Source organism: Marisediminicola antarctica, assembly GCF_009930795.1.
GTDB classification, from domain to species: Bacteria; Actinomycetota; Actinomycetes; order Actinomycetales; family Microbacteriaceae; genus Marisediminicola; species Marisediminicola antarctica.
Window position 1 is genome coordinate 2,042,136 of the sequence record NZ_CP017146.1, and the last position, 14,046, is coordinate 2,056,181.

At 61.6% G+C, this 14,046-nt stretch carries 14 protein-coding genes and 1 pseudogene; 8 read left to right on the forward strand and 7 right to left on the reverse strand.

Annotated elements, in window-relative coordinates:
• Positions 1–291: 291 nt before the first annotated feature.
• The 4 genes from BHD05_RS09630 (at position 292) to BHD05_RS16150 (ending at position 3,761) form a co-directional block, all read left to right on the forward strand.
• Positions 292–1,536, forward strand: coding sequence for an IS256 family transposase (locus tag BHD05_RS09630; protein WP_161886234.1), 1,245 nt, complete (start codon positions 292–294; stop codon positions 1,534–1,536).
• Between the two features lie 481 nt (positions 1,537–2,017).
• Positions 2,018–2,572: a matrixin family metalloprotease gene (locus tag BHD05_RS09635; protein ID WP_161886235.1), complete on the forward strand. Its 555-nt coding sequence runs from the start codon at positions 2,018–2,020 to the stop codon at positions 2,570–2,572.
• Positions 2,559–3,131, forward strand: a complete 573-nt coding sequence (locus tag BHD05_RS09640; protein ID WP_161886236.1) for a hypothetical protein — start codon at positions 2,559–2,561, stop codon at positions 3,129–3,131. The genes BHD05_RS09635 and BHD05_RS09640 overlap by 14 nt, the downstream gene beginning before the upstream one ends.
• A gap of 465 nt (positions 3,132–3,596) precedes the next feature.
• The gene (locus BHD05_RS16150; RefSeq protein ID WP_418763846.1) at positions 3,597–3,761 is read left to right on the forward strand and encodes a DUF6226 family protein; all 165 of its coding nucleotides are present in this window, start codon (positions 3,597–3,599) and stop codon (positions 3,759–3,761) included.
• 396 nt (positions 3,762–4,157) lie between these two features.
• Here the strand turns inward: BHD05_RS16150 and BHD05_RS09645 are convergent, their stop codons facing one another.
• The 3 genes from BHD05_RS09645 to crcB all read right to left on the reverse strand — a co-directional run bounded on the left by BHD05_RS09645 (position 4,158) and on the right by crcB (position 5,586).
• Positions 4,158–4,535 (reverse strand): type II toxin-antitoxin system death-on-curing family toxin, encoded by a 378-nt coding sequence (locus BHD05_RS09645; protein ID WP_161886237.1) that lies wholly within the window; start codon positions 4,533–4,535, stop codon positions 4,158–4,160.
• Entirely contained in the window at positions 4,532–4,735 is a 204-nt protein-coding gene (locus tag BHD05_RS09650; protein WP_202614188.1) for a ribbon-helix-helix protein, CopG family, read from the reverse strand. Before BHD05_RS09650 ends, BHD05_RS09645 begins: the two co-directional genes overlap by 4 nt.
• A gap of 470 nt (positions 4,736–5,205) precedes the next feature.
• Complete coding sequence (gene crcB / locus BHD05_RS09655; RefSeq protein ID WP_161886238.1) at positions 5,206–5,586, reverse strand: fluoride efflux transporter CrcB; 381 nt, start codon at positions 5,584–5,586, stop codon at positions 5,206–5,208.
• Between the two features lie 129 nt (positions 5,587–5,715).
• Between crcB and BHD05_RS09660 the strand changes: the two are divergent.
• Positions 5,716–6,330: pseudogene (locus tag BHD05_RS09660) on the forward strand (acetamidase/formamidase family protein); the annotation flags it as partial.
• A 224-nt stretch (positions 6,331–6,554) separates the two neighbouring features.
• On the opposite strand, the gene BHD05_RS09665 reads toward BHD05_RS09660, so the two are convergent.
• Positions 6,555–6,974 (reverse strand): hypothetical protein, encoded by a 420-nt coding sequence (locus BHD05_RS09665; protein ID WP_161886239.1) that lies wholly within the window; start codon positions 6,972–6,974, stop codon positions 6,555–6,557.
• Between the two features lie 481 nt (positions 6,975–7,455).
• On the opposite strand from BHD05_RS09665, the gene BHD05_RS09670 reads away from it, so the two are divergent.
• The gene (locus BHD05_RS09670; RefSeq protein WP_161886240.1) at positions 7,456–8,004 is read left to right on the forward strand and encodes a hypothetical protein; all 549 of its coding nucleotides are present in this window, start codon (positions 7,456–7,458) and stop codon (positions 8,002–8,004) included.
• Positions 8,005–8,024: 20 nt separating this feature from the next.
• Here BHD05_RS09670 and BHD05_RS09675 read toward each other — a convergent pair whose 3' ends face one another.
• On the reverse strand, positions 8,025–8,567 hold the full coding sequence (locus tag BHD05_RS09675) for a DUF2238 domain-containing protein (RefSeq protein WP_161886241.1): 543 nt from the start codon (positions 8,565–8,567) through the stop codon (positions 8,025–8,027).
• A 354-nt stretch (positions 8,568–8,921) separates the two neighbouring features.
• Here BHD05_RS09675 and BHD05_RS09680 point away from each other — a divergent pair, with 354 nt between their 5' ends.
• Positions 8,922–9,953, forward strand: coding sequence for a hypothetical protein (locus tag BHD05_RS09680; RefSeq protein WP_161886242.1), 1,032 nt, complete (start codon positions 8,922–8,924; stop codon positions 9,951–9,953).
• A 105-nt stretch (positions 9,954–10,058) separates the two neighbouring features.
• On the opposite strand, the gene BHD05_RS09685 is transcribed toward BHD05_RS09680, so the two are convergent.
• Both BHD05_RS09685 and BHD05_RS09690 read right to left on the reverse strand, forming a co-directional pair.
• Entirely contained in the window at positions 10,059–10,916 is an 858-nt protein-coding gene (locus tag BHD05_RS09685; protein ID WP_161886243.1) for a 3-hydroxyacyl-CoA dehydrogenase, read from the reverse strand.
• A 46-nt stretch (positions 10,917–10,962) separates the two neighbouring features.
• A complete protein-coding gene (locus BHD05_RS09690) occupies positions 10,963–11,595 on the reverse strand; it encodes a TetR/AcrR family transcriptional regulator (protein WP_161886244.1) in 633 nt (210 codons plus the stop codon).
• Positions 11,596–11,661: 66 nt separating this feature from the next.
• Here BHD05_RS09690 and BHD05_RS15940 point away from each other — a divergent pair, with 66 nt between their 5' ends.
• On the forward strand, positions 11,662–14,034 hold the full coding sequence (locus BHD05_RS15940; RefSeq protein ID WP_161886245.1) for an alpha/beta fold hydrolase: 2,373 nt from the start codon (positions 11,662–11,664) through the stop codon (positions 14,032–14,034).
• Positions 14,035–14,046 lie beyond the last annotated feature (12 nt).

The following is a 14,046-nucleotide window of genomic DNA, read 5'->3' on the forward strand; positions in this document are numbered from 1 at the left end:
GCATTGATCGTGACGCTACTACCTCGAATAGCTATAGAAAATAGGTTTCTTCACCTTGGGGCCGATTCCAATCATTGGTCAGTCCGGAATCATGGCACGGAGAGGGCACGAGCCTCGTCGGGCTTGACTCCTATTCAGACGAGCCTTCTGATCAACGCCCAATCTTCCAAAGGGTTGCGTCCCTTTGAGTGGTGTGGTTTCCCGCTCTTGAGCGTTGCTCCGCCAACGTGAAGAGCCACCGTGGGATGGTCAGTGAGTACCGATCAAAGAACTCACAAAGGACACCACACGATGGCTCTAGACCAGTCTGCCCTGCTTAACCTGCTGGGCGATCTCAAACTCACCGATGTCACCGATCGCATCCGCGTCGCGACCGAAACGCTGTATCAAGAACTGATCGATGCCGAAGCGTCCGCGGTCATCGGCGCCACCCCCTTCGAACGCTCCGGCGACCGCACCACCTACCGCAACGGCACCCGGCCGCGGACCTTGTCGACCACGGCCGGCGACCTCGATTTGAAGATCCCGAAGCTACGCGCGGGGTCGTTCTTCCCGGCGCTGCTCGAGCGGCGCCGCCGCGTCGACCAGGCCCTGTTCGCGGTCGTGATGGAGGCCTATGTCCACGGCGTCTCGACCCGCAAGGTCGACGATTTGGTCAAAGCACTCGGCGCCGATACCGGGATCTCCAAGTCCGAAGTGTCCCGGATTTGCGCGGGTCTGGACGCCGAGGTCGCTCAGCTCCGCGACCGGACCCTGGCCGTGCAGGACTTCCCCTACGTGTTCCTCGACGCCACCTACTGCAAGGCCAGGGTCGGCCACCGCATCGTGTCCCAGGCCATGGTCGTCGCGGTCGGTGTTGCCGCCGACGGGCGCCGGGAAGTGCTCGGCTTCGACGTCGGCGACAGCGAGAACGAGGGCTTCTGGACCAGCTTCCTGCGGTCGCTGAAGGCCCGCGGCCTCGACGGGGTCAAGCTCGTCATGTCTGACGCCCACACCGGTCTCAAGAAGGCCATCGGAACGGTGTTCCAAGGTGCCGGCTGGCAACGCTGCCGGGTCCATTTCATGCGCAACGTCCTCGCCGTGGTGCCGAAGGGATCCCAGGAGATGGTCGCCTCGATCATCCGCACCATCTTCGCCCAGCCCGACCGGGAACACATCCAGAAGCAGTTCGGCGACGTCACGACCATGCTCGGCCGCTCTCACCCGAAGGTCGCCGCGATGCTCATCGACGCGCAACCCGACCTGCTCGCCTTCGCCGGGTTCCCACGCCGCCACTGGCGCCAAATCTGGTCCACGAACCCGCTGGAACGGGTGAACAAGGAGATCAAACGCCGCACCGACGTCGTCGGCGTGTTCCCCAACGCCGCGGCCCTGCTGCGCCTGGCCGGGTCGGTCCTGATCGAGCAGCACGACGAGTGGGAAGCCGGCGAACGACGCTACTTCTCCGAAGCATCCATGCTCGAGCTGGCCATCATGAACAACCCCGCCGACACCCTCGATCAGGCGGTGATCCTCCCCGAACTCGCCGCCGCCTAAACTGAAACAACTGACCCGCACGGTGTTGAGAAACTCCACCACTCAGCGGGACGTGACCCATCGAGTTCGCCGTATGGGTCTCCCTCGAGGGAAGAATCCGGATCATCGGGCGCCCACGAGGAGGGGTCTGCCATAGCCAGCCTCACATTCCGCCAGGTTTGTGAGGTCGTTGCCAGATAGTTTCAGCAGGCTGTCGCGCCACTACGCCTCCAGCTCGTGGAGGCCGCTGGTCTCAAGCTCCACCAGGATTCTCTCGAAGTCGGCGAACGACTGCTCCGGATCGCCGAGCATGTTCGGGCTCGCCAGGGATCCCGCCTGGCCCGCGCCCAGAGGAATCGGCGCCGGCGGGAACTACAGATCGCACTGGGTCTGGTCGCCGGCGCGATAGCTCAACCGGTCGGCCGGATCGGCAGGGGCATAAACTTGTTGACCTGCTCTCACGTCCACCACTACGTTGAGCCCACAGATACTAGGAGGGCACGTGCTCCACGTAGATCGAATTCGACGACGACGTCAACGGGGGGTGTTGGTGCTTTCGGTGGTTCTGGCTCTCGTCGGTTCTACCCTTGCCGCCAGTCCCGCTTTTGCTACCCACCAGGGCACGGCAGGCTCGGGGCGGCTGTACACGCCCAATTGGAGCGTATGCAACGCTGGTGCAAGCGCTGGCGTCAGTGGAACAAATTGGGCTATCGGGCAGATCAACCCGACAGACGTTAATGCTTCTGTGGTCGGCTGCCCTGGAAGCTGGAACGTATCAGTCAACTCGGTCAGCTATCCAGAGACCTGGTACGGGGCCACCTCCTGCTTTACCGCAGTGCAGAACGGCGTCTGCGGCAGTGGTAAAGGCGTCAAGCTCAATACACGGACATTGACCACTACCCAGCAATGGCAAAAAACGGCCCTTCACGAGCTCGGGCATGTAGCGGGCCTTGGCCATCGCACCGTCGATACATCCGTGATGGCTTCGGGGGCATCGCCGCCCGTGTCTCAGTATCTTGATCAACACGATAGGGATTCGATCAATGCTTCTTACTAATCTCCGGATAACCGTTTCGACCATTTTCGTCGTTTCGACGCTCGTGCTTCTTTCTGCATGCAGCACATCAGCGACCGATAGCGCCGCCCCATCTCCGGAGCCAACTCAGGTCATTGAGGCAGATGAGCCATACGCGAATGCCTCCCTGGATGAACTCGCGGGTGTGGCCGACCTCGTCATTCGAGGCGAGGTGATCAAAATCAAGCACGGCATCAAGCTTGGCGAGGATAAAACCGTCGACTACAAGGCATATACCGTCACCCCGACAGGTTCCGGTAAGCAAAGCGCTGTGAATGTCATCGTTTCGGAGGCATACAACGGAATTCCCGTAGCCTTCGAAGGAAGGCCAGAACTCGAGGTCGGCGACGAAGCAATCTGGACGCTAACCAAAATAGATCCGCAGTTCAACTACAAGGGGTATGTGCTCGTAGGATCAACGTCACTTTTTCCTCTGGACGGAGACCAGATCGTCGGAGACGGTGACGCCCCAGGCCAGGTCGAAGCCGCGAAACTTGGCGGGAAAGGCACATTGCAGAAGCTGACCGGTAAGACGAGCTGAGCCTGACTGAAGATCACGCAGGGAGCCGTTTCCCAAGTCGAGAACCGCGGCGACTTGCTCCTGTCCACACTCAGGAGCTACCTCGTTGCCGCGGGCGCCACCGATCCACGGATCGTCGTCTCAGTCAACGGACACGACGTCGTGGTCGACCTCGCAGCAATCGCAGGCAGAACGTGATCTCGACGTGTGCGGAGGTTGCGGGGGAGTCGAGCTCAGTCACGTCAGCGACTTGATGCGCACACGTTTATTCAACGTTTATGCGTCGAGATTGATCTAGGTGAGTCGAGGTGTTTTGGTAGGGTAAGTGCACATTCGACAAGGAATCCCCGGTCAGGGCGAGGTCAGTCGAGGTGGGTCTAACTGTTGCGGCGGGTTCTTGAAGGCCCCGTCGCAATCCGTCGGTCACGGGTTCAAGTCCCGTCCGCCCTACAAAAAAGCCTTTGATCAGGGATTCCATTTTCGGCAATTGGCGCGCGACTTGAACCTTTAGCAAGGGGTCGCAGGTTCAAATCCTGCCAGCCCGACCGTAAACCGTTTCCCGACTGCGGTTGCGATGCCTGCGATGACGATGCCCAGAGCGTGGCGGAAGGAATGGGCTGGGCGTACCGTCCTGCAGGGCGGCTATTCTGAGCAAATCGATTCCTGGCCGGGCCGCTGGATCGAGTACCGGCTCGATGAGCCAGGTGTCAGGATGCAATCTGGCCGCAGCCGCACGAGAGACCTGCCCAACGAGCGGGTCAAACTCGCGCGGACAGCGCTGCCGGCTGCTGGCCGGTGGGCGTCTTGGCCCCCAATTGCGCAGGCTGAATATTCCTCCACGTGGCCGATGTGGGTGAATCGCATCTTGCCGAGGGGGAGCGGTTGAAGGCCGCGCTTCAGGATACCGTGGTCCCCGCCTTTCGGAGTTGGGCTGTTTCCCCAGATGGCACGTCGAAACCTGAGCGTCCGCGAGTTGTTCGTTGTGTTGATGGCACCCGCGCCGACGGTGAAGCTGATCCGCACCCCATGCGAGGTAGCCGCGTCGTCTCAGCGCGCCTCGTCACCCGTGGCGATTAGGCCGGCGATTTCGGGGACGTCGTCGAGGTGCCCGGAGGCGACATCCACGATGAAGTCGTAGGCCTCGTCGTTGGACCAGGTCAGCCGTCGTCCGTGCATACCGAGCAACGCGATCAGGCCAGCGAGACTCAGTCGCTTGTTCCCATCGACCAGGCCGTGGTTGCGGGCCAGGGAGTGAGTCAGCGCCGCGGCCTTCTCGTTGAGAGACTCGTAGGCATCTTTTCCGAAGGCGCTGGCCCGTGGTCGAGCGAGTGCTGACTCGAGCAGTCCCTGGTCACGGATCAGCATGTCTGCCCCGAGTGTTCGCTGCCCGATGTAGAGGAGATCGGCGTAGGTGAGATAGATCACTTTCCGAGGCGGTCAAGCGCTTCCGCGTAGCGGGGGAGCTCTTCGTCGAGGACGCTGCTCAAGAGATCCCGACGACTGTGGTTTTCGACGTATTCACGCACCGCCTGCTTGACGACCTCCTGCATGGAGCGGGACTCGTATTCGGCACGTCGACGCAGCGCCTCCGTCTCGGCATCAGTCAATCGAAGGGTCATAGGCATGCGTCGATGGTATCACCAGTGACACCACCAATCCAGTATTCGCATCCGCGATTGCCTCACAACGCGGGCCCAAACCCGGGACTTGATGCGGGTGCTCAAAGACCCCGTCGCAGCCCGCTTGTCGCGGGTTCAGGTCCAGTCCGCCCAACATCGAAATACTGTTTCACCGGGGTTTCTTGTCCTTGCCGAAAGGGCGAGACTCGACTATCCAACGATTATCCTACGATAATTCGTCGGCAGGGCGCCTTTAGGCCGCTTCGATGGAAAGGTGCACGAGCGGCTTCGACTCACCGGGGGTGGCCTCGGACACCTAGGGGTTATGGACACCCAACGCCTTTCCGGGCTCGGCCTCGACCCCGTGTGCACAACAAGCGAGCTCACTGAGTATCTCGCGCACACGTGTAGACGATCTACCACCATCACGCAGCAGAATGAAAGGTCGAGCCAGCCGCGTTCACTTTCCAGCACTGTCACGGGAGGAGACCGATCCAGAGTCCAAGGCCCGATGCCGAAGCGGAGGCGATGAGCATTCCCAGTGCGTTGATGAGGGCAGCCCGGAACCGACGCTCGCGCGCGAACAGCACGGTTTCGAGACTCGCCGTGCTGAATGTCGTGTACCCGCCCATCAGGCCGCCGCCGAGGACCAGTTGCAGCTCCGGAGGCAGGAGGTTCCCGAGTGCGAATCCGGTGATCAGCCCAAGACCAAACGAACCGGAGACATTGATGAGCATTGTGCCGATTGGCCTGACCGATGCGGGGACTCTGGCCCGCACCACACCGTCGATCAGCAGCCGCATGGCCGCGCCGACTCCTCCGGCCAGGGCGATGACGATGAACAGCAGCAGGTTCATATGCTGCCCGAGTCCGAGCTGGATTCAGGGTCGAGCGCGGGCGCCGGACACCACCGGTGCGCTGCTGCCGCCGCAGATATTCCGGCCAAGGAGGCGACCCCGCCTAGGGTGACGGTACCGAGCGAGTAGAGGATGGCCGGCGAGGCAGCCCGCACCGCCCCGCCTCGGGAAAATGGTGGCAACCAGGATATTAAGAATATGTCGAAGGGCACCCGGATTTTCTACCCCGTCTTCGTCGACGGCGCGAACCTGTCGTTGGGAGACCTTCACTTCTCCCAGGGCGACGGCGAGATCACCTTCTGCGGAGCCATCGAGATGGGTGGTTTTATCGATCTGAGGGTGGATCTGATCAAGGGCGGAATGGACACCTACGGTGTAAGCGAGAACGCTATCTTCATGCCGGGAAACGTGGATCCGCGCTATAGCGAATGGATCGCGTTCTCCGGCACTTCGGTCACACTGAGCGGTGAGCAGCGCTATTTGGACTCCCACCTGTCATACCAGAGGGCTTGTCTCCACGCCATCGACTACCTGGTCAAGTTCGGCTACAGCCCGGAACAGGCGTATCTCCTGCTCGGCGCCGCACCGATCGAAGGCCGGCTCTCCGGGGTGGTGGACATTCCGAATTCCTGTTCAACCGTTTACATTCCGACGGCGATCTTCGACTTCGATGTGCGTCCCTCGGCAGCGGGGCCGTTCCAGATCACCCCGGGGATCGGCGCGCCGAAGGCCAATAACCGGTGACGTGACGCATTACTCAGGAAGCAGGCGCCCAGTCCCCAACGGACTGGGCGCCTGCTTTCCGACCGCCCCGTCCGCGGAACTATGAACGCTCCCACCCATATTCCCGAACGTCCTATCGTGAAATTTCGTCTGACCAGTCATTCCGAGGAAGGGCCGGGAGACGGTCAACCAAAGGCTGACATTCTCCCGGCCCCGATACTCAGATGAACGGCAACTACTGAGGGCTACTCCGGCAGGGGAGTCACGTCGTCAGCGATCACTGCAAGGGTGTCGTCGTAGTCGAGAACGAGTTCTCGTTCGTCGTCGTCAAAGCCGAGGCCGTAATCGGCCTCAACGTCTACCGTGACGAACTCGACCACGGTACCTGTGATCTGAACTTCGTCGCCCTCTTCCACGTCGCTGGCCATGCCGTCAGCGATGATCAAGGTATCGCCCTCGCCCACTGTGAAAGAGTTGGGGCCGAAGACTTCCTGTACTTCGTTCTGCAACGTCACGGGCGAACCGAGAAGCAACGCTTCGGCCACGGGACCCTCTTCTTCCGCCTGGTCAACGACGGTCTCCTCTGCGCAGCCGGTCAAAACTGCCGCGACGAGCAGGACTCCGAAGGGAAGCGCCGCCCACTTGGAATTCATTACCTTGTTCATTGTGATCTCCTCCTCTTGGTTGGGGTCCGGCGGCGCATTCCGGCCCGTCTTTTTGTTACGTACGTTCAGCGCCGTCTAACAACGGTAAGCACGCTGAGCAATCAGATTCAAGGTGCGCGCCGCTCCCACGGCCCCATAGGTGGCGATCGTTATTGCGCTGTTGCGTCATCGTTATTTGGCTGTTGCGGCACCGTTATCTGGCTGAGACCCCGTCTCTCCTGCTGGCATTCTGAGTCGATGCTTGAGCCCGGCGGCGTGCTGTTTCAGGGTGCGTGCGAGCGTGATCAGCTTGGAGAATGTTCCGGGGGCAGCGCTGCTGACCCTGGTGATCGGGACGTAACAGCCAAATAACGATGCCCGCGTAAAGAGCGGCGGGTGGGACGCGCTCCTTGAATCTGCTTGCTCAGCATGCTTATCGTGTTGGCGCGGCGCTCGAGAGAAGTAACCGAAGGCGTCCACTCAGGCAAAGAAAGTTGGCGAAATGGTCAAGCCCCTGAACGCCCAGCCGAACCTCCGCTGGACCTCTCGCGCAGCCGCGATCGGCGCCGGTCTGCTGCTGCTGCCAGCACTCGCCGGCTGCAGTAATGACACCGCCGGGCCGGAAACCGGCGTCGATGTAGAAGACGTCGTGGAAGGCGACGAAGAGGTGCTCGAAGAGCCCAACCCGGGGCAATACGACGACATCTACGACGAAGACTTCTTCGACTCCATCACGAACTACATCGACACCGATGTGGTGCTCTCGGCGACAGTCGGCGAGGTGCTCTCCGACACGGCGCTCACCATCGCCGGAACTGACAACACGACAGTCGAGCCGTTACTCATCATCCATGAGGAATCCGTCGTTGGTCTCGACGAGGGCATCGTCGTTCAGGTGACCGGCAGACCCTACTCAAGGTTCGGGATCGCCGAAGTCGAGGCGCGCAGGGGGCTCGACCTCGATGATGCGACGCTCGCGGAGTGGGAGGGTCAACCGTTCGTTGAGGCGACCCGAATCGACACCTCACCGGAGTTCGACGAGGAAGAGTAGCCAGTCCCTGCGGCAGGCGTTCATTTCCGGGCCGAATTTTGTATTTCAGCAGTCTGGTCTTTCCACCGTGCAAGCGCCAACCCGGCGACGATTGCACCGAGCCCGCCAACAGCGAGATCTCCTAGGGTGTCACCGTAGCCGACGTTCAGTCCCGCGTCGAAAACGGCGTTCCCGATCCACTCCGCGAATTCCCAGAGCACTGCAACACTGATGCCGAATGCGAAGGTGAGCACCACGATCGACCTGGACGGCAACGCCTTGCCGACCGAGGTACCGGGGGTGACATCCAGTCGAGCAAGCAACAGGAATAGCACGGCCGCCGACGCACCCACCGTAATGAAGTGCACCACAAGATCCCACCAACCGATTGCCGCGTAAAGCCCTATGACCGCGCTCCACGCGGCCAGCAGTATGGTCGAACTGAACGCCGCATCGAAGGGGCCGGCAAGTCGAGCTACACGCGGGAGTATCAGCACACCCAGCACCACCACGAAAGTCAGAGACTCCGGAATCCCGAACCAGATAGGGGCGACAGGGGTGCTGAGCGCCGCAGCGATTCTCACTGCGTCACCGATCCGGCGTCCCCGCCTGTGCGCTGAGCGGTAGGTGTCCTGGGTGCATTTTATAGTTCTAGACTCTCTCGCCTAACCTGCCGGGCGCGACAGAGGTCGCAGGCTCAATTTGAATTTATCGAAGCGCAGGCAAGGACATCGCCGAGACGACATGGATCATCGAAGACATTTTGGAAAACGACATAGTCACGACTCTGGACGAGGCAGACCAGCGACCCGGTCCGGAGTTCGAGGCCAGCTCGTAGTCGGCGTCCGGGGCCAAAATGTGCCGGCACAGAGGACCAGTCACGGCCGCGCACAAATTCCACGACTTGAAGCTCAGCTCTCGCGGAAGGGGAACACGACATGGCGATTGTCGCTGTGATGGCGGATCCCGGGCTGCCGGAGCGATTGGCCAGTCGCTTGGCCGAGCCGCTCCGGGATGTGCTGATGTCCTGGACCGGCTCGGAAAAGGAGTGGGATGTTCAGGTGGGCCAGAAAACGTTGCAGCTCGATGGAGATGGCCAGGTGCCCCTGATGGACCGTGCTGAAGAGCTCAGAGCGGCTAATGGGTGGGATTTCATCGTCTACATCACGGACCTGCCACGCTTTCACGACCACCAGACGCTCCTCACCGAGTCGGACGGTTCCTGTGGCGCGGCGCTGGTCTCCCTCCCCGCGTTGGGCTGGTTCCGGGTGCGCACCGCCCTGCAGAAGGAGTTGGTGCGAGTGGTGAAGGATCTCGCAGTGCAGGCCGAGATCGCCCAGGGGAGTGCCGGAAGCAGCCAGGCGGCGGGTGAGGGGCGGGGCACGGTGCACTCCAGTGACGGTGCGCGCACCTATGAGACGATCCCGGATCGGCGAGGCCAGGTGCGCCTTCTGGGTGGGATGGTGCGAAGCAATCGACCCGGTCGGCTCGTTGAATCGTTGTCCAGTGCTGCAGGGGCGGCGATGGCGACTGGCGCGTTCGGTACCTTCTACGCATCCATCTGGAGTATGGCCGATTCGTCGAGCAGTCTGCGGCTCGCCCTCATCACCGTGTTCGCGGTGACGGCTCTGACGGGGTGGTTGATCGTCCACAACGGTCTGTGGCCGAACGCGCGAACCGACCCCAACGGCACATCGGCAACCCTCGACGACATGGCGACTGTCGTGACGGTCCTCTTGAGCGTCGCAGTGATCTATGGGGGGCTCTACCTGGCCGTGTTGCTCGGCTCGCTGGTCGTGATTTCAGGGCAGTACATGCAAGCCCAGTTGGGCCATCCGGTCTCGATTGTGGAATACGCGAACCTCGCCTGGCTGTCAGGATCTCTGGGAACTCTCGCTGGAGCGATGGGATCAAACTTCGACGGAGCCGACGCCGTGAGAAAGGCGACGTACAGCGGCCGGGAACATTAACGGTACCAACTGGCCGCGAACGAGCAATCAACGAGCGACCCCGGGCAGTAAAGCCGCAAGGGTGTCAGCAGTGCCCGCTCATCCGCTTTGCGCAGTGGACCGGGCCTAGTACTTGTAGAACCCTTCGCCGGTCGCGACGCCCAGCTTGCCCTTGTCGATGTAGTTCTCTTTGAGATATGTGGCCCACTGCTGAGACGCGGGGTCGCTACTCGCAGCCGAAATATTGTAGGCGGTCGTGAGCCCCACGACGTCGTAGATCTCAAACGGGCCGGCGGGCGCGCCCGTCGCTATCCGCCACGTTTTGTCGACCGTCTCCGGGTCGGCATAGCCGCCGAGTACCAATCCAGCGCCCGCCTGGAGGAATGGAACGAGTAGTGAGTTGAGGACGTAGCCAGCCTTTTCTTTCTTCAGCTCGATGGGCACGAGACCGCTGCCCTCTGCGAACTTCACCACCGCCGCGTAGACATCCGGATCAGTGTCGGTGGTCCCCATGATTTCGGCCGTGTTGTAGCGCCAGACCTGGTTGGCGTAGTGCAGCGCCAGGAACCGGTCGGGCCGCCCGGTGAACTCTTTAAGGTCGCTCGGCAGAAGAGTGGACGAGTTCGTTGCGAAGATCGATTTCGCGGGAGCGACGTCCGCCAGCTTCGTATAGAGATCGCGTTTGATGTCGAGAGACTCGGGTGCCGCCTCAATGACGAGGTCGGCATCGACGACCGCGTCGGCGAGGTCCGGGGTGAGTGCCAGGTGGGCGAGTGCGGCGGCTACTTTCTCCGGTGTTGCAGCGACGGTGTCGTCCGTCTGGTATACCTTCGCGAGACCCGCGAATCGATCCTTGGCCTTCTCAACGATCTCGTCGCTAATGTCGTAGGCAGTCACGTCATAGCCGAAATATGCAGCCTGGAAAGCGATCTGGGAACCGAGGACACCGGTGCCGAGTACTGTCACCTTGTTGATTGCTGGCATGTTCTTCTCTCCTTTTGTCGATCGTGCATGACTGTTGTGCAGCCGTTTACATCGTTGCTTGGGGGTGTGTCCCGTAAATACTGAGTGTCCAGACGCTCACGAGCACGTCGACGAGCAACGACTGGCTGATCGCCGGCTGCTCCCGGGCGAAAGCCGCTGACAGAACACGTTCGTTCATCAGATTGAGCGCGACTGCCAGGTCTCGTGCGGGTATTCCGTTGGGTGCTGTACCCCGCTTTCGCTCCGCGGCAATGGCCCTGGCTGAGTAGTCGACCCACGACTCCATTGCGCTGGCCCACAGGGCCTGGATGTCGGGGTTATGCAGCCGAGCAGCCATCGCCGTCGCGGCGACCGCTTCGTGTTTCGTGAACACCTCGACAAAGACGCTGATGGAGCTTCTCCACGGATCGCCCACCGCGGAGGCCGGTTCTGCGGGCAGAGTTGAGAGGGCCTGATCGACTTCGTCGATCACGCGGGTCAGGAGCGCGATCACCACCTCCTCCTTCGAAGAGAAGTACGAGTAGAAGCTGGGTCGCGAAATTCCGGCCCCGCGAGCCAAGTCCTCGATGGAGATATCGCCGAGAGGACGCTGCGTCAGCAGGGCCTCAGCTGTCACGAGGATAGCGTCGTGGCGCTCGTCTCCTGAGGGGCGCGTACTCCCGCGTTCACGTCGTGCCATCTCTCCACTCTATGCCAATTCGACAGCATGTTGGATTTATCGACACCCTGTTGATACGGTTCGGTCATGCACAAACACGTTGACGTGTTGATCGTCGGCGCCGGCCTGAGTGGCGTTGGCGCTGCTGCACACCTGAAACGAGACCTGCCAGGGAAGACCTTCGTGGTCCTTGAGTCGCGTCCCTCGATCGGCGGAACGTGGGACTTGTTCCGCTATCCGGGGGTCCGATCGGACTCGGACATGTTCACTCTCGGGTATTCCTTCCGCCCCTGGACAGACGCGAAAGCAGTCGCTCCTGGGGCATCGATTCGTGACTATATCCAAGCGACGATCGACGACGAGCAGCTGGGCGAGCACATCCGCCTCCAGCACCGCGTGATCTCGGCATCCTGGTCCAGCGAGTCCGCACTGTGGACGGTCATCGCCGCCCGCACGGGTTCGGATGAATTCCGCCCCGGGCAGCCGTTCAACGAGCAGATGGTCTTCACCTCCTCCTTTCTGTTCGTGTGTTCCGGGTACTACCGGTACGACGAGGGCTTCACTCCGGTGTTCCCCGGCGCGGAGAGTTTCTCGGGCGAGCTGGTGCACCCGCAGCACTGGCCGGCCGACCTCCACTACGCGGGAAAGCGCGTCGTCGTTGTGGGGAGCGGTGCTACAGCTGTCACCCTCGTGCCGTCCATGGCGACCGAGGCCGCCCATGTGACGATGCTCCAGCGATCGCCGACGTACATTGCGCCGATCCCGTCGGGAGACCGCAAGGCGGATACTCTTCGCAAATATCTCCCGGCCCAGCTGGCCTACAGCTTGACTCGGGCCAAGAACATCGGCTATTCGATCTTTACCTATCGGCTGAGTCGCCGGCATCCGGAGAGGATGAAGGCGATCCTGCGGGATGCCGCGATCCGCATGTTGCCCGAGGGTTTCGACGTCGATACGCACTTGTCTCCGCGCTACAACCCGTGGGATGAACGATTGTGCATGACGCCGGATGCTGATCTTTACAAGGCGATCAGGCGCGGCACGGCCGACAACGTCACGGACCGCATCGACCGGATCACCCCGACTGGAATCGAGCTTGCCTCTGGCAGGACCCTCGATGCAGACATCATTGTCAGCGCGACGGGACTCAACGTTCTGGCCATCGGCGGAATGGCACTCACGGTGGACGGGGCACCGATCACCCTGGCGGACACCCTCACCTACAAGGGCATGATGCTCGACGGTGTGCCGAACTTCGCCATGACGATCGGGTACACGAACGCATCCTGGACGCTGAAAGCCGACCTCGTGGCACGCTACATCGGTCGCACGCTCAAATACATGGATCGTCACCACCTCGACACCGTCACTCCCCGGGCGGCGGAATCTGTCAAGGCAGGCAACCTGGTCTCACTGATCGACTTGCAGTCCGGGTATGTGCTGAGAAGCGCCGGTGATTTGCCGCGGCAGGGCGCGAGCACTCCGTGGCGCCTGCACCAGAACTACCTGAGAGACTTCCGACTGCTTCGGCTCGGGCGGGTGACGAATGATGTGAGGTTCGGTCGCCGAGGCGCGGATGCTGCGGCCGCGGGAATTCCTCTCGACCTCCCGGGTTCCGGAGTGATCGACATCGACGGCGCCCGCGTTCGTTACCGCGTGACCGGGCAGGGCAGCCCGATTCTGCTGCTTCATGGGATCGGACAGAGCCTGGAGGACTGGAACGAGCAGCACGACCGTCTGTCCGACGCACACACTGTGTACAGCGTTGACCTCCCCGGTTTCGCCTACTCCGACCGGTTACCAGGCACGGCATCCCTGGCTGGGCTCGCGAGCATCCTGCCGGCATTTCTCGACCGATTCGGGCTGATCCAGCCCGTTCCAGTGATCGGGAATTCCCTTGGGGGTGCCGTCGCCATGACCTTCGCTGTGGCGCATCCCGAACGGGTTTCCTCGCTTGTTCTGGTGGACAGCGCAGGATTCGGAAAAGAGGTCACGATAGCTCTGCGGCTTCTCGCGATCAGACCGGTCGGCATTGTGCTGCTGCGCCCGAGCAGGAAGAGCTCCACCCGAACGGTCGACGGCATTTTTTACGACAAGAAGCACGTCACCGCAGACCGGGTCGATCACAAGTTGGCCCTGACGAACCGTTCGGCTCATCGGTCTACGCTGCTGGACCTCGCTCAGGAGCTCGGCACCTTCCGAGGCATCCGGATGCCGTGGCGTACCCGTCTGCTCGCCGAGGTCGCGAGCCTCCGAATTCCGGTGCTGATCATGTGGGGCGACCACGATCACGTGCTTCCGTTCATGCATCTGGATGCAGCCACGCGAGCGCTTCCGCACGCCCAGACTCACACGTTCCACAATGCGGGCCACATGCCCCAGATCGAGCACGCCGACGAATTCGCCGACGTGCTTCGCGGATTCATCGCCAATTCACGTCAAGAATGGCTTCACGTCTGATTCACGCGGCGA